At 62.0% G+C, this 19,321-nt stretch carries 16 protein-coding genes; 5 read left to right on the top strand and 11 right to left on the bottom strand.

Annotated elements, in window-relative coordinates; all coding sequences use genetic code 11:
- The first annotated feature begins 1 nt into the window (after position 1).
- Genes asnB (XI08_RS32300) through XI08_RS32310 form a run of 3 tightly spaced genes read left to right on the top strand, consistent with a single transcriptional unit; the run spans position 2 to position 4,621 of the window.
- A complete protein-coding gene (asnB, locus tag XI08_RS32300) occupies positions 2 to 1,879 on the top strand; it encodes an asparagine synthase (glutamine-hydrolyzing) (RefSeq protein WP_271577491.1) in 1,878 nt (625 codons plus the stop codon).
- An 11-nt stretch (positions 1,880 to 1,890) separates the two neighbouring features.
- A complete protein-coding gene (locus XI08_RS32305; RefSeq protein ID WP_271577492.1) occupies positions 1,891 to 2,598 on the top strand; it encodes a class I SAM-dependent methyltransferase in 708 nt (235 codons plus the stop codon).
- 25 nt (positions 2,599 to 2,623) lie between these two features.
- Complete coding sequence (locus XI08_RS32310; protein WP_271577493.1) at positions 2,624 to 4,621, top strand: hypothetical protein; 1,998 nt, start codon at positions 2,624 to 2,626, stop codon at positions 4,619 to 4,621.
- On the opposite strand, the gene XI08_RS32315 is transcribed toward XI08_RS32310, so the two are convergent.
- From XI08_RS32315 to XI08_RS32340, 6 genes are all read right to left on the bottom strand, one after another.
- A complete protein-coding gene (locus XI08_RS32315; RefSeq protein ID WP_271577494.1) occupies positions 4,603 to 5,538 on the bottom strand; it encodes a lysylphosphatidylglycerol synthase transmembrane domain-containing protein in 936 nt (311 codons plus the stop codon). The genes XI08_RS32310 and XI08_RS32315 overlap by 19 nt on opposite strands.
- Before the next feature lie 74 nt (positions 5,539 to 5,612).
- A complete protein-coding gene (locus tag XI08_RS32320; RefSeq protein ID WP_271577495.1) occupies positions 5,613 to 6,533 on the bottom strand; it encodes a class I SAM-dependent methyltransferase in 921 nt (306 codons plus the stop codon).
- A complete protein-coding gene (gene asnB, locus XI08_RS32325) occupies positions 6,523 to 8,442 on the bottom strand; it encodes an asparagine synthase (glutamine-hydrolyzing) (protein ID WP_271577496.1) in 1,920 nt (639 codons plus the stop codon). Before asnB (XI08_RS32325) ends, XI08_RS32320 begins: the two co-directional genes overlap by 11 nt.
- Entirely contained in the window at positions 8,442 to 9,710 is a 1,269-nt protein-coding gene (locus tag XI08_RS32330; RefSeq protein WP_271577497.1) for a polysaccharide pyruvyl transferase family protein, read from the bottom strand. The genes asnB (XI08_RS32325) and XI08_RS32330 overlap by 1 nt, the downstream gene beginning before the upstream one ends.
- A gap of 4 nt (positions 9,711 to 9,714) precedes the next feature.
- Positions 9,715 to 10,863, bottom strand: coding sequence for a glycosyltransferase family 4 protein (locus XI08_RS32335; protein ID WP_271577498.1), 1,149 nt, complete (start codon positions 10,861 to 10,863; stop codon positions 9,715 to 9,717).
- A 4-nt stretch (positions 10,864 to 10,867) separates the two neighbouring features.
- Positions 10,868 to 12,511 carry an ArnT family glycosyltransferase gene (locus tag XI08_RS32340; RefSeq protein WP_271577499.1) on the bottom strand — a complete coding sequence of 548 codons (1,644 nt, stop codon included), beginning with the start codon at positions 12,509 to 12,511 and terminating at the stop codon, positions 10,868 to 10,870.
- A gap of 323 nt (positions 12,512 to 12,834) precedes the next feature.
- On the opposite strand from XI08_RS32340, the gene XI08_RS32345 reads away from it, so the two are divergent.
- Positions 12,835 to 13,791, top strand: a complete 957-nt coding sequence (locus XI08_RS32345; RefSeq protein ID WP_271577500.1) for a class I SAM-dependent methyltransferase — start codon at positions 12,835 to 12,837, stop codon at positions 13,789 to 13,791.
- Positions 13,792 to 14,062: 271 nt separating this feature from the next.
- On the opposite strand, the gene XI08_RS32350 is transcribed toward XI08_RS32345, so the two are convergent.
- The 3 genes from XI08_RS32350 to XI08_RS32360 all read right to left on the bottom strand — a co-directional run bounded on the left by XI08_RS32350 (position 14,063) and on the right by XI08_RS32360 (position 16,511).
- A complete protein-coding gene (locus tag XI08_RS32350; RefSeq protein WP_271577501.1) occupies positions 14,063 to 15,274 on the bottom strand; it encodes a glycosyltransferase family 4 protein in 1,212 nt (403 codons plus the stop codon).
- A gap of 195 nt (positions 15,275 to 15,469) precedes the next feature.
- Positions 15,470 to 15,895 carry a hypothetical protein gene (locus XI08_RS32355; protein WP_271577502.1) on the bottom strand — a complete coding sequence of 142 codons (426 nt, stop codon included), beginning with the start codon at positions 15,893 to 15,895 and terminating at the stop codon, positions 15,470 to 15,472.
- A gap of 88 nt (positions 15,896 to 15,983) precedes the next feature.
- Positions 15,984 to 16,511: a TVP38/TMEM64 family protein gene (locus XI08_RS32360; protein WP_271577503.1), complete on the bottom strand. Its 528-nt coding sequence runs from the start codon at positions 16,509 to 16,511 to the stop codon at positions 15,984 to 15,986.
- A gap of 511 nt (positions 16,512 to 17,022) precedes the next feature.
- Between XI08_RS32360 and XI08_RS32365 the strand changes: the two genes are divergently transcribed.
- Positions 17,023 to 17,208 carry a hypothetical protein gene (locus tag XI08_RS32365; RefSeq protein ID WP_271577504.1) on the top strand — a complete coding sequence of 62 codons (186 nt, stop codon included), beginning with the start codon at positions 17,023 to 17,025 and terminating at the stop codon, positions 17,206 to 17,208.
- A gap of 162 nt (positions 17,209 to 17,370) precedes the next feature.
- On the opposite strand, the gene XI08_RS32370 is transcribed toward XI08_RS32365, so the two are convergent.
- Positions 17,371 to 17,577: a hypothetical protein gene (locus tag XI08_RS32370; RefSeq protein WP_271577505.1), complete on the bottom strand. Its 207-nt coding sequence runs from the start codon at positions 17,575 to 17,577 to the stop codon at positions 17,371 to 17,373.
- A 434-nt stretch (positions 17,578 to 18,011) separates the two neighbouring features.
- The gene (locus XI08_RS32375; protein ID WP_271577506.1) at positions 18,012 to 19,235 is read right to left on the bottom strand and encodes a phenylacetate--CoA ligase family protein; all 1,224 of its coding nucleotides are present in this window, start codon (positions 19,233 to 19,235) and stop codon (positions 18,012 to 18,014) included.
- Positions 19,236 to 19,321: the final 86 nt, after the last annotated feature.

Below are 19,321 nucleotides of genomic sequence, written 5' to 3' on the forward strand. Positions count from 1 at the left end.
CATGTGCGGAATCGCAGGCTTCGTCGGCGCCGAGAATCCCGCCGTCCTGAGGACGATGGCGCGCGAGCTTGCCCATCGGGGACCCGACGGAGAAGGCTTCCTGTCGGATACGAAGAGGCACGTACACCTCGCGCACAGGCGTCTCGCCATTCTCGACATCGGAGGCGGCATCCAGCCGATGTCTCTTCCGGATGGCCGCATCACGGTCGTATTCAATGGCGAAATCTACAATCACCGAAGTCTCCGGTCGGAGCTGGAGGCGCGCGGGCATCGCTTCGCGACATCCCACAGTGATACCGAGGTGCTGCTTCACGGCTGGGTCGAATGGGGCGAGGAACTGCTGCCCAGGCTCAACGGAATGTTCGCCTTCGCGCTACTCGATCGTGCTGGCGAGCGCTTAGTCCTCGCGCGCGATCGGTTCGGTGAAAAGCCTCTGTTTTGGACCGTAAAGAACGGAGAGTTCGTCTTTGCCTCCGAGCTCGGGGCGTTGACCAAACATCCTTCGTTGAGGGGGACCGGCATCGATCGTCTGGCGATACAGAAGCTCTTTGCATACAGCTTTATCCCAGGAACTAGGACGCCGCTCGCCGGGGTCCAGCGGTTGCGGCCCGGCAGCTGGCTCGATATCAACCTGTCCCAGATCGACCATGCTCCGCTGCCAACCCCTATCGAGCGATCGTATTGGCGCTTCTCAATTCTGACCGACGCAGCGCCCGCGGGGACGGAAGATGATTGGGCAGAGGAGCTCGACCATCTTCTCGGCAAGTCCGTGTCCGCACGGCTCGAAAGCGACGTGCCGCTAGGTCTTTTTCTGTCCGGTGGCGTGGATTCCTCGGCGATCCTGGCGCATGCGGCGGACGCGCGCGACCCCAAGACCATTGACGCCTTCTCGATTGGGTTCACCGAGCCCAGCTTCGATGAGTCTCGTTACGCCGAGCGGGTCGCCAAGCTCGTCGGATGCAATTGGCACTTCAAGCTCTGTGATCTCGACGCCGTGCGATCGGAGCTCGTCGCCTTGCTCGGGCGTATCGACGAGCCCATGGGGGACAGTTCCATCGTCCCGACGTCGGTACTGTGCAAGTACGCTGCGGAGAGCGTTAAAGTGGCGCTGTCGGGCGACGGAGGCGACGAGCTCTTTGCCGGCTACGATCCTTTCAAGATTCTCGGGCTTGCCCGCATGTACGATCGGATGGTTCCGCGCAAGATCCATCAGGCGATCTCCGTTCTGGCGAGTCGGCTGCCGCCCTCCGAGCGGAACATGAGTTTCGATTTCAAGGTCAAGCGCGGCCTGAGGGGCCTGAGCCTGAAGCCGTCGATGTGGAATGCGGCGTGGCTCGGCGCCCTCGGCAGCAGGGAAATATCGGAACTCTTCGAGGAGCAGGTGGATCCGGAGACGCTGTACGGGGAAGCGATAACGGCGTGGGAGCAATCGGAAGCCCGTGACGATGCCAACCGCACGCTGGAGTTCTTCACCAACCTCTACCTGCCCGACGATATCCTGGTGAAGTCGGATCGCAGCTCGATGCTCGAATCGCTCGAAGTCCGCGCTCCCTTTCTCGATAACGACGTGGTGGAGTTCGCACGGCGCCTGCCGATCGACGTCAAGTTGCGCAACGGTGTGAGCAAGTGGATATTGAAGCGCTCGCTCCGCAACCGGCTGCCTGACGACATCCTCAATCGGGCGAAGAAGGGGTTCGGTGCCCCGATCGCACGGTGGCTGCGGCAGCTCCCGATGCCCGCCTCGTCACGAACGAGCTTCCTCAATCAGCGCGTCCTGTCGCGACGCTGGGCCGACCATGCGGCAAAAAAGTGCGACGATCGGGGCGCGCTGTGGATCTGGCTCGGCCTGGACGCGCGCCTGTCCCACCTTGCTCCATAGGATGAACGGCTGTGATTGGCTGGCTGCAGCGACGTTGGAACGAAGTCTGCGATCGAACGATCGGCTCCGATGAATTTTGGGACCTTGCCGTCGACCATCGCACAGCCTACGGCGCGCTGCTTCCGATGATCCATCGCCACGTGAAGGGCACGACGCTGGACCTGGGCGCCGGGAGGCTGGCCTGGCGCGCCGCGATCCGCTCCCGGGCCAGCAGCTACTTCGCAACGGACGCCTTCCCCACCCATCCGGATCTCGATTTCGTCTCCGACGCGCAAGGACTGCTGCCGGTTCCGGACAGCACCTTTGACTCCATCTTCTGCTGCTCGGTTCTTGAACACATGCCGCAGCCGTGGACGGCGCTTCCCGAGTTGCTACGCGTGCTCAAACCGGGCGGTGTCCTGATCCTCTCGGTGCCGTTCCTCTATTATCTTCACGGTCAGCCGCACGACTACTTCCGCTTCACCCGCTACGGGGTGGAGAAGCTCGCCCGTGACGCGGGATTCGAAATCGTCGAGCTCTCAGCCGCCGGCGGCCTCGCGCATGCGACGCTACAGGCGGGTAGCATGCTGACGACATCGCTGTTGTATTCTCCCGGTTTCCCTCACGCGGCCCGCTCGGCGAGCTGGTTGCTCACAGGGATCGCAAGACTATTGGACTCGGCGGACCGCGGCCAGGTGTTCGCCCAGTCCATCAATGCGGTGTTGCGGCGGCCGGCCTAGGCCCTTTGTCGAACTGGAATCGAGGATGTTCCTGCTCAATCCGCTGTCTGACTGGCTGCCGGTCAACGCCATCGAGCTGGGCGCCGGCTTGATCGTCTGGTCGGCGATCGTGGCGCGCCTGCGACAGCAAGCCAAGAGCCTGGCCTATGCGATCGCGGTTGCGCTTCCGCTGCTGATTCCCATTTTGGCGTCGGTTGAGCGCGATACGCAATTCATGACGATCGACGAGACCGCGATCACCAACGTTCTGCTGGATCCTGCAGACCGGGCTTACCGCCAGATCGAGGCGGGCGCATTTCGCACGACCTTGCCTGTCGCCGTCTACGAGGTGCGGCTGATGGAGGCCATGGGTCTCGCCGAGGATCAGATCCGCATGGTCCTGAAGGCCGTTCACTGGCTGATCGGGGCATTCCTGCTGCTGACGATCTATCTCCTGATCGCCAGGCTGGGCGGCTTCGACGCGCTTAGTCCGCCGATACTTCTCTTCTCGGTTACCGCCTTGTTCGTGTTTCCAATGAGCAACATCACGATCAAGACCTTCAACTACGACATGGTGTCGGCGCTGGCGGCGACGATATCGCTGCTTTTGGCTGCTCTTGCGTTTTCAAGCGGGACCCGCAATGGGCTCGCCGCAATTCTGGGCGCGATCGTTGTCGCAACGCTCGCCGCGCAGGAAAAATTGTCGGGTTCTCCGATACTCGGCGCAGTGTTGATGGCCTCAGGGGTGCTGGCTGCGCGCCGATGGCCCGCCCGTCCGGCTAAGGCCGCCGCGCGGTGCGTTCTCATTGGCATCCTGATATCGGTTTGCGTATCGGTCGCCTCCACGGCCTTGTATTCGTTGTCGCTGCCGAGACCCTTGTGGAAGAGCGTTTGGGTAGGGGTTGCCGATGCCATGAGCTCGTGGGCATGGGTTCCGATGCAAATCCTGTCGGGGAAGGGTAGCGGGCAGGTCCCGAACCGCTTTATCGCTGCGTCGGTCGCCATTGCGTGCCTGGTTGGAGCCGGCGCTACGATCGGCACCCTGACCAGGCGCATCAGTCCTGCGCGGCAAGTGCTGATCATGCGCTACCTTCCGCCGGCGGTCGGCGGTACCATGCTTCTCGGTGCTGCTGCGGGCCTGCTGTCTACGGCCTTCCTTCAGCCCTATTGGGCGCCGTTTCATCCAAGTCCGATAACGCCGTCATTCGCGATGAACGGGGTGTGGCTGCATTTCGGGCTGAGCAGTTCGATTGGAACGAGGATCGCCTATGTCGGCTACGCGTTCGAGATCTTGGTCGTCGCGATGCCGACGCTCGTTTTCCTCATTTACCTTATTGCGAACGCGGCGCTGGTGACTAGTCGCCGGGAATATGACGTTGCGGCCGGTCTTTTCTTTCTCGTCGCCTTGGCGCTCGCGATGCTTGGCGCCTTGCTGGAAGTCCCGATCGCCCACCGCTATCTGAACATTGCGCTGTTTCTCGTTCTGACCGCCTCTCTTCTGGTGGTCGCCTCGCGCGCGGAGGAATACATCCTGAAAACCGGCGCGCGAATGAGTCCAGCTGCGATCGGTGCGTTCATTCTGTCGCTCTTTCTCGTCATCGAGACGGCGCCTTTCCGTCCGCTGTATGCCGCCTTTCGTCCCTATTGGCTGAACTACGACGATGCTGGCTTTGCAGAGGTCGGCCGGCTCAACGCGTCCTGGATGGGCTGGGGCGAGGAGCGCGCACTGCTCGGCGACAAGCTCGAAAAGCTCTGCCTGACATCGCCGGACGTCTGTCGGGGCGCACAAATCTATGACCTCTATTTCGGACGGTGGTTGCCCGAACGTCCCAGGCCCTTCACCATTCGCGATGGTAGCGAGGTGAAGGGAAAAGAGCCCCTGGGCGATCACGACTATTATCTGTTCAACCGAACCCGCATCGTTCAGGGCGTTCCGCAGCCCAAATCACGGCCTGTCCTGACGCTCGACTATCGTGGTTATCAGATGGGCTGGCTCTACCGCGGCTCGGATCTCGCCGCAGAGAACTACCGGTTCGGACGGTGAGCCTGACCTGCCGACCCCCGGCCCGAGAACATCAGCAGGAGGCCACCGATGACGCTCGTTCCGAGGATCAACGCTCTGCTGAAGGCTGCAAAGGCAATGGCCGGCTCCTGCGCAACGCCGAGGAGCTGAAACAGCGCGACGAGGCCGGCCTCCTGCAGCCCGATGCCGTTGATGGAGACGGGCATCAGGGCCGCCAGCGTCACGAGGCCGATGACGGCAGTGAGCTGCATGACGTCGACCCCCATTCCGAGCGCTTGCGCGATGATGAACTGGGCCAGGATCGACGCGGCGGAGCTCAGGACGGAGAAGAGGATCGCGAGCGCAAGGGCGCCCGGCATGCCGACGAAGCGAAACGCGCGTGTGGTGGCCGCGGCCATTTTCTGGCCCAGCCTCGTGACCGCCGGCCGGAACGAAGGGCTACGGCTCGCCAGGGCGCCCAGCATGCCTACCACGGCAAGCGCTGCCGCGATCCAGATCGCGAGCGATAGGGCGGAGATTCCGGTCGCGCTCGGCCGCAGCTCCCAGAAATTGGTGAAGGGCAGCGCAGCCGCCGTCATCAGCACAACGATGATAAGGCTCAGCAGACGGTCGGCGACCAGGGTCAGGATCGCGAGTTTGAGGTCGTGGCCGCCGCGCGTGAGCGCCGCCGCCCTGTAGACGTCGCCGCCGACCGTGCTGGGAAGGAAGTTGTTGGTAAAGAAGCCAATGAAGGTCAGTCGCATCAGGAAGAGCGGTGAAAACGTTGCCTCTTGGCCGCGCAGCAGCACCCATAGCCGCAACGCACCGAACACCTGACTGGTCGCAAAGATGACGAGCGCGATGGCAAGAACCGCGGGCGGAAAGCCGGCGATCGCGCTGATGGTCGCAGAATCAACCTTCGACAGCAGCCACAGGATCAGCGACGCGGAGATCAGCAATTGACAGCCGCGCCAGGCCAGCCGTGAGACCTGCGGGGCGCTCGTCCACTGCCGAAGCAGGCCGGGGCGAAGCTTCATGATGTCCTGACGAAGGTGAGAACGATGGGAGTCTCCCAGCGCAATATTCGTGCAAGGCCAAGCAGAAACGTGACGACCCCGAGCTGATGGAATACCCGCAGCAGGTTCTTGGCGAGTCCCAGGGTTGAATACTCTTCGAAGTTCAGCGACCGCACGCGCTCCTCGAACAGCGCCTGGCCCCATCCCTTGACCTCGATCCTGCCGCCGAATGGCGCGATCCAGCGCTTCATCTTGGCGGGTGTGATGAGCTGTAGCGTGTCGACATAGGCCGGGTCCCGTCCTGCGAGGCGCACGCGAAGCCGGCCGAGCCAGTGCGGGCTGTGCGGCAGCCACAGCAGGCCGTAATGGCCCTCCCACCAGCTCCCGAAATTCGGGATCACCATGTGGCAGACGCCGCCGGGCCGCAGCACCCGGAAGCATTCCTTCATCACCGCTGCGGGATCGGCGACGTGCTCGAGCACGTTGGACGATATGACCGCGTCGAAGCTCTGATCAGGGAAGGGAATGTGCTCCCCAACTCCATTGACGAGGAGCCCGGGATCTAGCCCGCAGCCGTCCAGCAGCTGCTGGCCGAGTTCGTAGGTGCCGCTGAACTCTTCACCGCCTGGTTCGAGGCCGTAGGCTTCGGCCCCGAACCGCAGCCTGGCCGTGGTCACCGTCAGACCGAGCCCGGCGCCCACCTCGAGCAGCTTCAACCCCCGCAGGCTGCGGCCGCTTTCCTTCTCGAAGAGTGACAATTGGGCGATCGACCGTTTCACGTCCAGACTGTCGTCCGTCATCCGATCGAGGTGATGCTGTGAACCCGCGATCGGGCCGAACGACTCGACATAGATCGGATGGAGCTGCTGCCGTAGCTTGGTGAACAGCGAAGGCTCCAGACGATCGAACGGGGAAACTGCAGCGGAGTCAGAGGACATTGGGGCTATGGCGGGCGCTGGAAGGTTCTGGAATGTGTCTGGTCTCGACCGGAGAGGTCCTGCGGTCGACGTCGAGGTAGAGGCGGCACCACTGCTCGAGAACGGCGAGGGCTAGCGCAAATTTGGCGCGCCGTCGGCTCTCGATCGGGTGGTGGCGAACGGCGGGTGAACCCATACCATCAATCCAGTCGCGCGTCGCTTTCGGATCGAACAAGCCCCTCGCCGCGATCGATTTTTCGTCGATCAGATGATGCAGCGGCCCGCCCGGCGCCAGCAGGGCGTTGATCATGGGAAGCAGCGCCTGTGTACCCTTCTTGCCGGACTTGGGACGATGAAGGACGTCCGGCGGCAACCGGGACTGCATGGCCTTGCGGAAAATCGCCTTCGCCACGCCTTTCTCCGTCTTCAGTCCGAAGGGGAGCGCATTGGCGTATTCGGCGAATGTCTTGTCCAGGAACGGCACCCGCGCCTCGATCGAATGCGCCATCGTCAGCTTGTCGACGCGCATGAGCTGGTTCTGGACGAGCGCGGTCTCGGCCTCGAATCGCAGCATATCATCGGCGTCATCGTCGCCGCCGAACCATGCCTGAATCCTGCGCTCGATGGCCTCGAGCGCGTCCGGCTGGCAGGAGCCCGGCGTCATCAGGCGCGCGAGCGTGCGGCTACCCGGCATCAGACACATGACGTCAACTGCGTATTTCCGCACCAGGCGGCGCGGCAGCAGCGAGAAGGGCGGTCTGAACAGGCGATAGTGCGGATACCCCGCGAAGAGTTCGTCCGATCCTTCGCCAAGCAGCGCCACCTTCACATTCTGCCGGACGAATTTTGCCGCCTGCCAGGTCGTCTGCATGACCGGATGGGCGATCGGCTCTTCCAGGCTCTCAATGCAATCGGTGAAGCCCGATGAGAACACGGACGGATCGACCAGGAGCTCGTTCGAGCTGATCCCGCAATGGCTCGCGGCCGACCTCGCAAAGGGGATCTCGTCGTCGGGAAGACCAAATCCGATCGTGAAGGCCTGGATCGATGACGGGTCCACCAGCCTTGCCATCGAGGCGGCAACGGCCGAGGAATCCAATCCACCCGACAACAGCACGCCAACCTCGACATCGGCTACCAGATGCGAGGACACCGCGTTGTCAAATAGCGTTCGCAGCGTATCGGAGACCTCTTCGGCGGATGCGGCGGGTGGAGCACTGCCAGGCCTTTGCAGGCGCCAGTACCGCTCGATATTTGCTGCGCCGGCTCCCTTCGCGGGATCGAACTGCATGAAGCAGCCCGGCTGAAGCTGCCGAATGCCGGAAAAGACCGTTGATTCCTGCGCCGACCAGCCCCTGAGAAGATACTCGTAGAGAGCAGATCTGTTCATCGTCGCCGCGCGGTCCGCGGCGCGCAGCAGCGGCCGGATCTCGGAGGCGAACATGATCTGGCCGGGGCCGGGAAGCGAGTAATAGAGGGGCTTGATGCCGTGTCGGTCGCGCGCCAGGAACAGGCTTCGCGTGCGCGTGTCCCACAGGCCGAATGCGAACATCCCTTCGAGGCGCTCGACGACACGCGGGCCCCAGACACGCCAGCCATGAAGGATGACTTCGGTGTCGGAATGCGTCGAGAAGCGCTGGCCGCGGGCCTCGAGCTCCTTGCGAAGCTCGCGAAAATTGTAGATCTCGCCGTTGAAGACGAGGCCGGCGGTATGGTCCGCGTCCCACATCGGCTGCGCGCCGCCTGCGACGTCGATGATCGATAGTCGGCGATGTCCCAATCCGACGGCGCTGGCGGGCAGGCCGATCGCGTTGCCCGGCGGCAGGAAATCGACGCCGCGTCCGTCCGGCCCGCGATGCGCGAGCGCATCTGTCAGATCGCTGAGGCGAGCTGCGTCCCACTCGCCGATGAAACCGGCAATCCCGCACATCAGGATGATCGCGGATTGCCGGGGGATCGCTGGCCGCCGGAAGCCACCTTGGCGGTGCATGCCTCGGCCAGCGCTTGGTCCAGCACTTGCAAGTTTTCGGCAATGGCATTCGCGGTGATCGCGGCGATCCGGGCCGGCAGATCCTCCTGGTCGATGGTCGCGCGCGCAAGCTCGAAGACCGCCTCCGGCGCTTCGATGAATCCGTTCAGATCGAACGCGAACTCCGCCAGCCCAAGGCTGTCGAAGATGTCCTTGCCCTTCAGTGTGTAGGAAAGATGGATCGCTCTCACGCCTTGCCTCAGTGCGGCCAGTGTCGAGTGCAGCCGCGTACCAATCACCAGGTCGAAACCGTTCATAAGGGTAGTGAACTCCGGGATCGACAGGTCATCTTCGCACAAAATGACGGCTGGGTCATTGGCAAAACTGGCCTTCAACCGGCCGAGCCACGTCGCGTCGTCTTCCCATTCCTCGATGCCCGGCTCGTACATCGAAACCAGTACCACCCGGGCGTCCATCTCGGCGCGAAGCCGGCCGATCAGCGTGACAAAAGCATCCACGAATGCCGACATCCGTTCGTCGGCGCGTTCACGGAAAGACGCCTTCGCGAACTGATACGGGAGGAATCCGCCCGTGAAGTGGAACCACAGGCGCATGTTGATCGCGATGAGAGGCCCGCGATGTTCCTTTGACGCCTTCTCAAGGTCGGCGAACACCTTCGAGGTGGGGTGTTGGAGCGGCTCAAATCCTGGCAGGAAGATGCCGTCGTGGGAGCGGATCAACTTGGCGCGCGAGCGAAGCGAAAAGACGAGATCGAAGGTGCCCTTGTCGCGTGCCATGAAGACCTTGGTCTGATTGAGCACGGCCCGCGCAAGAAAGCGTCCAACCCGGGACTCCAGTGGACCCGCGCCTTGGCAGACGCAAACGATCTTGAGGCCGAGCAGGCGATAGATGAAGAAGATGAGCCAGGTATGGCACAGCTTGGCGAGCGATGAATCGTCCTGCAAGTCGAGGCCCCCGGTCCACAGCGCAACGTCGGCCTTCGCGAGGGATCGCCAGCCGCTCAGGGGCGGAAAGAGATTATAGACGGGGCCGTAGGGGATCGACGCCGCAGGAATCGGCGGCAAATGGCTCTGCCGCGAGCAGAAGACGTCAATCGGCCTCTTTGTCATCATCGCAACAGCGCTCAGAATGCCCCATCGGCTGAGCAGGTCGCCTCGGTTGCCGCGGATGACGCGTGGACTTACGAATTTGTACTGATGCGCTGGCATTGTGTCACTTGCGCCTCTGGCTGAGCTTGGACGATGCTGATTGCAGCACCTGTTCGTAGCGGGCCGCGATCGCCCTGCGGTCGAATGAGGTTGCCTTGGCGCTGCTGGCGAGCTTCATCCGCAATAGCTCTTCCCTGTCGTCCAGCATGCGCGCGAGAGCGCGTTCAAAGCCTTCCGGATCATCGAGCGGCGCCGAAAGTCCGTTTTCGTTCTCGACGAGCACGTCGGCAAAGCCGTCGATGCGTGAGCAGGCGAGCGCGAGCCCGTGCGCCAGCGCGTTGACTGCGACGAGGGAAAGACCCTCGCTCAGCGAGGGCATGAACAGGATATCGGAGCGCGACATTGCAACATCGACTTCCTCTGGTGCGACCCAGCCGTGAAATGCGACGCGATCAGAGAGGCCGAGCGCCTCACAATGCCGTTCCAGCTCAGTTCTGCTCGGTCCATCGCCGAACAGGTCGAGCGTCCAGTTCCGGTCCTTGACCGCCGCGAGCCGCTTCAGCCCCCACGCAAGATTCTTTTGCGCCACCATGCGGCCGGCGAAGATCAGCTTGATGGTCCTTCCCGGCGCGCGAGGGGCTGCCGGTGACTTGCCGACATCGACGCCGTTCGGAATGACAAGGGCCTCGAGTCCATAGGCGTCGCGCGCGAGCCGAGCAACGAATGAACTGACGGCCGTGACGGCGGCGGCGCCATGCCAGATTGGCCTGGTGAGCGGTTTGATCACGCGGAAGAACTTGTCAGTCTGTTCCGGCGTACCGCCCGGAACGTCTCCGAGATGCGCCGTCAGGACGTATGGCGTGCCCGAGAGCTTTGCAACCAGCCACGCCGCGAAACCGGTCGGCACCGCGAAATGAACGTGGATTGCGTCCGGACGAAATGTGCGCACCGTTCGCAGCCCCGCTGGAACGGCCATCAGGATAAAACCGATCATCTCCCAGACGGAGCAGCGGTCGCGCTGCCTGCGAAACGCGAAGATGCGCTCGATCTCGAATCCGGCGCTGGTTTCCAGTCGCGGCAGATTGCCCTGCCGCGCGGTCAGGACGCGGATCGAGTGGCCGAGCTTCGAAAGCTCCGCTGCCAGGTCTTCGGTGGCCTTGCCGCCACCACCACCGACGGGTGGAAACTCATAGTTCATTTCGAGAATGCGCATGAGCTTATTTCGGCATCCAGACGGAGATGGTGACGCCGCCCTCTGATGCGTGGCCTATCTTGCTGTAACGCTCGCGAAGCGTGTTTTCGACCTGCTCGGCATTGGGTTTTCCGAGGTACAAAGCGAGCATGTCACTCAGCGGAGGCGTTTCCTGCAGGGCTACGGCAGCCGTCGGTCGGTTCAAATCCTCGATAAGAGCTGTCGCGTCGCGGAACCCACGCATCTGCAAAGCATGGCGCGCCTTCGCCTTGGTCTCGGCATCGAGACCGTCCAGAGGCTCGCGCAGGTTGGGAAAAAGGCTGACGCTGTAGGGCTCGATGAAGCGGCCTGCCAGCCAGACGGCTTGCACGGGCTGATATTTGTCCGAGAGCACGAGGATGCGGCCGTCAGGAAGAAGCGGTTTGAGGGATTGCGCGAGCGCCTGAACGTTGACGAGTGAGTTCGTCCACCAATCAGGGATCAGCATTCCAAGCCTGCTCTTCGAAGCGGCGTGGTAGTTCGCAGCAAGGAGGAACAGGATCAGCCCCGTGCGGCTCGCGAAAACGGGGATTCTTGCTCCGACCGTTACGAGACAGAGTGCGGCGGGAATGGCCGCAAATGGCAGGAAATAGTTGGCATAGGCCATCAGGCAGGGCGGGCAATAGCTCTGGGATCCCAGAAGGTGAACGAGGGTCATGACGACGAAATACAGCGTGCAGAAGCCTGCCAGCGGTATGCGGCGGAAGTGCATCAGGCTGAGCACCCCGCCCGGAATGGCGGGCAAAAGCAACGCCGGATAGAGTTGCAGGAAGTAGCGGTTCGCGACCTCGCGAACCACGGGCCAGCTGAACTGCAGGTCGTTTGGCGAACGCGTGAGGGTGAGGACGTCGTGCATTTCGGTGCCGACGTCGGTAAAGCGCCAGAGAATCTGAGTAAGGCCGGGCAGGAAGGTGAGCGTTTCGAAGAGGCCGTGCCCGAAGATCATGATGCTGACGACGAGACATGCGCCTGCGACTAGCGCTGCTCCCCCAAGCGTGGCCAAGGCCCGCTTCTGCCCTTGTCCGCTTGCGAGCAGATGGAGCGCCGCGAACATCGGCAGCGTGGCTGCGAGATTGAGCCTGATCAGGACGAGTGCGGCGGCAAGCACGCCCATGCTTGCCGTTTGCAGCAAGGGGTGGAGCGGCTTGGTTTCCGTGACGACCAGAAACGATGCCAGGGTGAGCAGGGTGATGATCGCGTAGGGAGTCGCGGTCGACATATACGCGATGACCATCGGATTGGCGGCATAAATGAGCACTGCGAGTGCGGCGGCCAGCCGGTTGCCCAGGCATCGATCTGCGCTCTTGCGCAGAAGAACGAGCGTGCACAGGGAGAGCAGGACGGACAAGAGTCGCCCCGTCAGATGTCCGTGGCCGAAGAGCCATTGCGCCGCTCCCAGCACATAGAAATAGATCGGCGGGTAGGCGGTCGCGTCCTCGAGCGAGTAGGGCCGGACTCGACCGCTGAAATATTCGCTTGACTTAATCAGATAGAGGCCTTCGTCGAGCCAGCTGTCGACATGCCCAATCATGTAGACGGCCTGGATCAACCAGATGGCCACCGCCGTAATAAACAGGAGATCGGCTGGGTCTGCAACCGATAGGCGAATGCGCGCGGAGCGCTCGGCCATGGTTGTGTCGCTAGACAATGACATGGCGCTCGCGCGCATAGCGGGAGGTGACGCCACTGCTCATCGGCTTGCTTGTCACGGTGTGGCTCGCACGCAAGGGTTCCAGGGTCGCAGCATGTTTCGAATTTGCCTTTTGTTGTCAAGCCTTAAGGGCGGATATGCCCATCGGGGCATAGGCTTGATGCAGTATTACGACATCGGCGCTGAACTCGCGTTATGAGGCGTGTGCTGTCAACAAGAGGCTTGCTTCGCGAAGTCGGAGAAGTCTAAGGTCCGGCCGCCTTGCGGATTTTCCTGAAGTTTTCTGCCTTTGCCGAGATGCGATGTCGCTTGTTCCCAAATATCTGAGCTTTCTCCGAGACCCCGTTGATCTTGGCTCTCTCTCCATCGAGGGAGATCATTTGCGTGGCGAGACGTCTGGACTGCGCTACGGCTTCATGGGCAATGTTGCCGATTTGCGTCCGGATGCAGGAACGACGGCGGTCATTCCGGAAAGCATCCACAACCGCGTTCGAGATCACTACGATGAGACTCCCTGCAACAACTATATGGATCTCGACAACCTTCCGTTGGGACGCTGGCTTCGGGATTCAAAATACGACTATCTGTTCGCGCGGTCTGACACCGTTATCGAAGTCGGGTGTGGTAAGGGAGCCATTGTCCAGGCGTTCAAGGAGCATCGTGGAATAACGCCGTTCGGGATTGACCTTGCCTATGGCTCGATTCGGCAGATCCAGAGGGCGCCGCTCAACGCGGACGGCGTTCTCGGCTCTAACCTCAAGCTTCCCGTCGCGGACGAGGTCGCCGACATCGTCATCTCGCACGGAGTGACACATCACACGCCGGATCCGATGCGATGCTTCATGGAGCTTGTTCGCATTCTCAAGCCCGGGGGGAAGATGCTTTATGCAGTCTACAATTGGGACAACCTCTACCGCTCTCTGTATTTTGCCCTGAGCCCGCCCCTGAAGGCGGTTCAGCATGTGTTTGGAAAAAAAATCGGCGACCGAGTTCTGAAGTTCACCGTTTTCCCGCCTTATCATCTCGCGCTTTGGGCCACGCTGGGCTTTGTGCAAGGCAAGTGGAGGTTTCCCGCGATTGAGCCATCATGGGAACAGTTCGGCGACTTTTTTCTTACGCCGATCGCGCGTTTTTATCACGCAAATGAATTGCAGACGCTGGCGGATCTGTTCGGGCTGAAGATCCTGGAGCAGGAAACTGGCGGCTGGCCTAAGAACGGCTTCTCACACTTTGTCTGGTACGAAAAGCCGCTTAAGTAGCTGTGTCGCAACTAGCAGCGTCCCCTCGGGCAGCGAGGATGACGTTCGCTAGCGCCACTTACTCGGTGTTTCGCGGCCACGTAGTCTCTGCGGAATGGCCAAACGCCATGTGGGTAGCTGTCCGCTCGGTGGAGCTCGACAGATTTTTTCCCAGCCAATGCTTGGCGGAGTAGCCGAGAGTGTCCATGGGAAGTGTAGCCTCGAGTCACGTTGCCGGTCACCGTCTTATGACGCGCGTCAAACGTGGTGACTACTTGTACGGTGCGTGCCCTCAGCGGCGCGTCCGCGCTTGGCTGATGCCGTTGACGACTTTGCGATAGCGGGCGAGGGCGACTTCCTCGCGATATTTTTCGGCGACGTCGGCCGCACGGACGCCCTTATCCATTGTGGCCTGTCGATCGTCCGCCGCCTCGCGAATGGCTCGCGCGAGCTCGGCGGGATTTTCTGGCGGGACCACCCACCCGATCGCCTCTTCACCGAGCACGAGCGCGCCTTCCGAATTCGCTTCCGAGGTGACGATCACCGGCCGGCCGACGGCGAGGATATTGTAGAGGCGGCTCGGGATCGAGACGCCGGTGACATGCCGGCGATAGGGAATGACCCAGAGATCGGCGGCCGACAGGAATTCGACGAGTTCATCTTCGGCTACCGGCTCAAGGACCGTGACGTTCTCGAGCCTGTCCTTGGCCAAGAGGTCGTTGAGCACGGCCCAGCCGACGCCCCAGCCGGACAGGACGAAATGAATGTCCGTTTCATTCCGCAGCAGGCGGGCCGCTTCGAAAACCGTTGCGGGAGCGTGGGTGAAGCCGAGATTGCCCGACAGGCCGACGATGAATCTGGACGGATCTGACGCGCGGAAGCGGCTGGCCGGGTCGGCCTTGCGATATCCGATCGGGATCAGTGCCCAGTTTGGAATGAAGTGAAGCTGGTTTGCGACGACGCCCCGATATTTTTCGATCAGCGGCGGTACGTCACGGCCGATCACGATGATCGCGTCCAGACGCCGGAATAGCAGCGTGTTGGCCAAGCGGATCAGCCGGGCCGCGAACGAGTTGGAACGGATCATGCCGGCCGCTTCGAGCGCTTCCGGATACAGGTCGTAGATCAGCAGCATGGTCTTTGCACCGCGCAACCTAGCTGCGAGCAGCACGGTGTAGGGCAGGGTGAACGGTGTCGTGACGCAGAACACGATGTCGCCCGACCTTGCCCGCCTGAAGACGGAGAAGAACATCTGGCCCGCAAGAAGGCAGATGGCTGCAGCGCGCTGGACGATCGCGGACTTGCGCGGATTCCAGCTCTTGAGTTCGACGATATCGGGCCTGCCCAGTTGATCGGTCGCGCGCGAGCCTTGTGTCGCCGAGATCACGACGACCTGACGATCCCTCGCCAGACTCTCGGCGATCTTGCTGACATAGACCGCCGTCGTGGTCGCGTCGGGCGGATAGAGCTGGGACGCGATGATCAGTCTTGCCGAAGTATCCATGTGCGAGCGCGACCCTCGCCGATCAGGCGAGGTGCCGTGAAAGCGATTTGGCCTGGCTCTTCGCCAACTATCAGACAGCGCGGTAAGCGTCCGCCGAACCCTGGAAGATTGAATCATCGGTCAATGAATGGTTGGTCTGCTCAAGTGGGATCAAGAGTGTTGGGATGGCTATTTTTCTTGTTCCAAGCCATGCCCCTAGCGGCGCCGTTGCTCCTCGTAAGGATCGCGAGCGCTCGGATCGTTGATGCGGTAGGTGCGCCCGTTGGTGTTCGGGTCGGAGTTGTCCGAGGTCGAGAAAACCAAAGCGGGCCGATCTTCGCCAACTTGAAAAAATGCGAAACGGCCGGCGCCAAGCTGGCTTACGTCCTGGGGCGCAGTGTGCGCGGGGCCGAGTGGCTTACCGTCCTCGAACAGCTGCAGCCTTGCGCGCTCGGGTTCGGCAGAGGTGTCACCCTTGCTTCCCACACTGGCCCGGTAACGCAGATAGGCATTCCCCGCGTAATGCGCGAATGGAGGGCGCAGAATACCGGGCTCCTGCGGCTTGTAATTGCTCTCTAGGTGCCAGGCGATCGGAAAATATATGGCAAGAACGACGGGCAAGATTGCGACAGCTTTCGGCATGACTTCCACCTCTGTCCAGCGCGGGTGCGACGTCCCAATGAGCGGCATCCCCCGACGCCGCTGAAATGATTGGAACACCAGCTGGTATCTAGGCCAGTGGAGCTCGGCGCGATAGTACAGCTTTTACCCGCCATGCTATCAGGGTAACAATTGCGATGATCAGAGCCATCGTGACCAGCGAGATGCCCAGATTTTCGTCGAGAAGCGAGGCTCGCCCAGTCGCGCCCAAGAACGAATACAAGAATACTTGCGGCGCGGTGAAGACAAGCGTCGAGATCGAGTAGGACGAGATGTCAATCTTCGTCAAACCGAATAGGTAGTTTTGGACCGCTCCGGGAAGGGGGACGCCCAAACGCATAAGAGCGACGATGCGCCAGCCTTCTTCGTCTACTGCTTGTGCAACGACGCCGAAGTTAGGCTTTCTCTCAAGCTTTCGACGAAACCAGTCCGCTGCGACATAGCGGGACGTTAGGAAAGCCAGGATCGCGCCGACAGTTCCGCTCAATATGATGACCACGGCGACTTTCCAACCAAAGGCGGCTCCGGCGGCGCAAATAAGCGGCGTGCGGGGGAGCGCGATAAACGCCATTGCCAAAAATATGAGGCAGACTGCCATTATGGACCCCGGCGTGAGACTGCCGAAATTCTGAAACCAAGCGCTGATCGAGTCTAAAATGGGCGAGTTCATCTTTGCTGGCGTTTTGGAGACTGCATGGGCACGTGTGAGTGTGCCACCCGTACTGGATAATCTACTGGTGGCCGCTTGCCGGACGGCGCTGACGGTGCCCTCAACTGCGACAACAGTAAAGTGCTTGTGTCGTTATTCTGCCCGAGCGGCGGGGGCGGACGACTCAACGCGTGGGAGCTTGCCGACCGTCGGTCTATGCTTGAACGAGTGAGTGTCCATTTATCATCGACTGCAGTTGCCTACCGCGATTGGCGATATTGATCGCATCTTAGTCAACCCAGCCGCTTCAAGAGGTCGGGACCTTTGGGGGGCGCTGGTTCACGCTGGCGGCCTGTTGCGTGCCGGCAGTCCGGGCGTTCGCAAACACCCCAGTTAAGACATCGTTAACGCGACTCTATGTCTTATCGTTACTCTGCCACCGATCTAACGGGAGGGTCAAATGAATCGCGAATTGAGGGAGTTTCGCAGACTGGAGCGGATCTGCCGCGAACAAGCGGCGCTCTCGGACATTGACATCGAACGGATCGGCCTTTTGGACGTGGCGGAGGATTGCCGCGCCGCCGCAGCTGCGATCGAAGCGCAGTCTTTGGTTCGGCGCAGGCCATTGCGACTAGCCTTTTGGTAGGTCTGGCTGCCGGCGACTGGATCGTTCGGTCATCGAGGTGCGTTGCATGCCCCTCGCTCCCGGCCCTGAGGATAGCACCGCGCCGTCCGCAGACGTGTCAGATGAACAGCGGCTCGAGATGAGACAGCCGGATCTCGTCCGGCCACCCTCTCGACAAACCGGCTAATGCACACCGCCGAAATCGATGCCTTCCTTGGCAAGCTCCTCGGCTTCCTCGGCGGACGCCATGGGCTTCGTATCGAGGTAAGCATGCTCAGAAGCCGGCAGGATGGTGCGGATATACTGGCCATCCGCCCGCGTGATGCGCGCAACCCAGCGCTTATGGCCGTGCTCAAATCGTTGGATATGGTATTGCTTGTACGTAATCATGACTCTTGAACGCAACTGACGCTGGAGCAGGCCCGCTTTTAGCTAAAATGATGGCGCCACACAATGGGTCTTAAGGCCAAGTTAAGATCCGTAGCCTGAACCGGCCTATCCGTTGGAATAGAATGGTTAAAGAAAAAAACCACCGACCCCGGGGGCGGCGGGAGTTAACTGAGATTGCGACCGAGTTGTTGGTCGCCGGCGGAGCTTAGCACGGTGGCTCGCCAGCGTGAACCCATGCCTTCGGGGGCGGTCGTAGCACCGTCGAAAATGCCGGCAAGCTAACCACGATCGCAGCTCTCGACGGCGAAGTCACGTGCGGCAAGTTCCAATTCAAGTTCAGTGATCCGCTCGAGGATATGGGCAGCGATCCTCTTAGACTCTTGCACACTCGGCGAACGGATGCCGACGGGCGCGAGTTCTCAGGATTTTAGGCCTCACCGCTCGTCCGCGATCACCTTGCCGTCGTTCGGCAGCGTGCCGGGGCCGACCAGCTCGACCGCGCCGCCGAGCTTTGTCACCATCCGCAGTGTGCTCGCGATCTCCTCGCGCAGAGCCTCATTTGTTGCCGCCGTTTCCGCTTTCAGCGTCATCGCATCGGTCTCGCCCTGGCGCGTGACGACGAGACGCAGGCGGCCGAGTGCGGAATGCCGCTTGCCGATCTCGGCGACCTGCTCGGGACGGACGAACATGCCCTTGACCTTGGTGGTCTGGTCGGCGCGGCCCATCCAGCCCTTGATCCGCATGTTGGTGCGACCGCATTTGCTTGGGCCCGGCAGCGCCGCTGTGAGGTCGCCGAGGGCGAGACGAATCCAGGGATGGTGCGGGTCGAGCGAGGTGACGACGATCTCACCGACGTCGCCTTCCGCAACGGGATCGCCGGTGCCGGGCTTGACGATCTCCATGATCAGGCCCTCGTTCACGACCATGCCCTCGCGCGCCTCCGTCTCGAAGGCGACGAGACCGAGATCGGCGGTGCCGAAGGCCTGGTAGGCGTCGATGCCGCGCGCCTTGATCTCGGCCTGGAGCGAGGGCGGGAAGGCCGCACCCGAGACCAGCGCACGCTTGATCGAGGAGACGTCGCGGCCCGCGGTGGCCGCTGCATCGAGCAGGATCTTCAGGAAGTCCGGCGTGCCGCTATAGCCGACCGGCCGGTAGGCCTCGATCAGCTCAAATTGCTGCTCGGTATTGCCGGGCCCGGCCGGGATCACCGCACAGCCGAGTGCGCGCGCGGACGAGTCGAAGATGAAGCCGCCGGGGGTGAGGTGGTAGCTGAAGGTGTTGAGCACGATGTCGTCGGGCCGGAACCCGGCCGCGAACAGCGCCCGTGCGCCGCGCCAGGGATCGGCCTGCCGGCCCTCCGGCTCGAAGATCGGACCCGGGGAGGTGAAGAGCCGTGCGAACGAGCCCGGTGCCGCCGCCACGAAGCCGCCGAAGGGCGCGGAGGCCTTGTGCAGGGCCGGCAGTTCCGACTTGCACAGCACCGGCAGGCACGCCAGCGCCGCGCGCGTGGTCACTGCGGCCGGATCCAGACCCTTGAGCCGGTCGGCATAGGCGGGCGCCGTCATCGCGCTGCGCAGCACGCCCGGCAGGCGCGAAAACAGCTCGGCCTCGCGCGCGGCTTGCTCGCGCGTCTCGAGGGCGTCGTAATGGGCGGTCATGGCTGATCTTTCCGGGTTGGCATCCGTTGCACGCCGCCGCTGGCATGGGTATCAGACGGCCATTGTCGGGACGTGGAGAGAGCGAG

This window comes from Bradyrhizobium sp. CCBAU 11361 (assembly GCF_028128935.1).
GTDB lineage: Bacteria > Pseudomonadota > Alphaproteobacteria > Rhizobiales > Xanthobacteraceae > Bradyrhizobium > Bradyrhizobium niftali.

Excerpts from the sequence above, each read along its gene's own strand:
- asnB (WP_271577491.1), top strand. The coding sequence starts at position 2 with ATGTGCGGAATCGCAGGCTTCGTCGGCGCCGAGAATCCCGCCGTCCTG.
- XI08_RS32310 (WP_271577493.1), top strand. The coding sequence starts at position 2,624 with ATGTTCCTGCTCAATCCGCTGTCTGACTGGCTGCCGGTCAACGCCATC.
- XI08_RS32320 (WP_271577495.1), bottom strand. The coding sequence starts at position 6,533 with ATGTCCTCTGACTCCGCTGCAGTTTCCCCGTTCGATCGTCTGGAGCCT.
- asnB (WP_271577496.1), bottom strand. The coding sequence starts at position 8,442 with ATGTGCGGGATTGCCGGTTTCATCGGCGAGTGGGACGCAGCTCGCCTC.
- XI08_RS32330 (WP_271577497.1), bottom strand. The coding sequence starts at position 9,710 with ATGCCAGCGCATCAGTACAAATTCGTAAGTCCACGCGTCATCCGCGGC.
- XI08_RS32335 (WP_271577498.1), bottom strand. The coding sequence starts at position 10,863 with ATGCGCATTCTCGAAATGAACTATGAGTTTCCACCCGTCGGTGGTGGT.
- XI08_RS32340 (WP_271577499.1), bottom strand. The coding sequence starts at position 12,511 with ATGGCCGAGCGCTCCGCGCGCATTCGCCTATCGGTTGCAGACCCAGCC.
- XI08_RS32345 (WP_271577500.1), top strand. The coding sequence starts at position 12,835 with ATGTCGCTTGTTCCCAAATATCTGAGCTTTCTCCGAGACCCCGTTGAT.
- XI08_RS32350 (WP_271577501.1), bottom strand. The coding sequence starts at position 15,274 with ATGGATACTTCGGCAAGACTGATCATCGCGTCCCAGCTCTATCCGCCC.
- XI08_RS32355 (WP_271577502.1), bottom strand. The coding sequence starts at position 15,895 with ATGCCGAAAGCTGTCGCAATCTTGCCCGTCGTTCTTGCCATATATTTT.
- XI08_RS32360 (WP_271577503.1), bottom strand. The coding sequence starts at position 16,511 with ATGGCAGTCTGCCTCATATTTTTGGCAATGGCGTTTATCGCGCTCCCC.
- XI08_RS32365 (WP_271577504.1), top strand. The coding sequence starts at position 17,023 with ATGAATCGCGAATTGAGGGAGTTTCGCAGACTGGAGCGGATCTGCCGC.
- XI08_RS32370 (WP_271577505.1), bottom strand. The coding sequence starts at position 17,577 with ATGATTACGTACAAGCAATACCATATCCAACGATTTGAGCACGGCCAT.
- XI08_RS32375 (WP_271577506.1), bottom strand. The coding sequence starts at position 19,235 with ATGACCGCCCATTACGACGCCCTCGAGACGCGCGAGCAAGCCGCGCGC.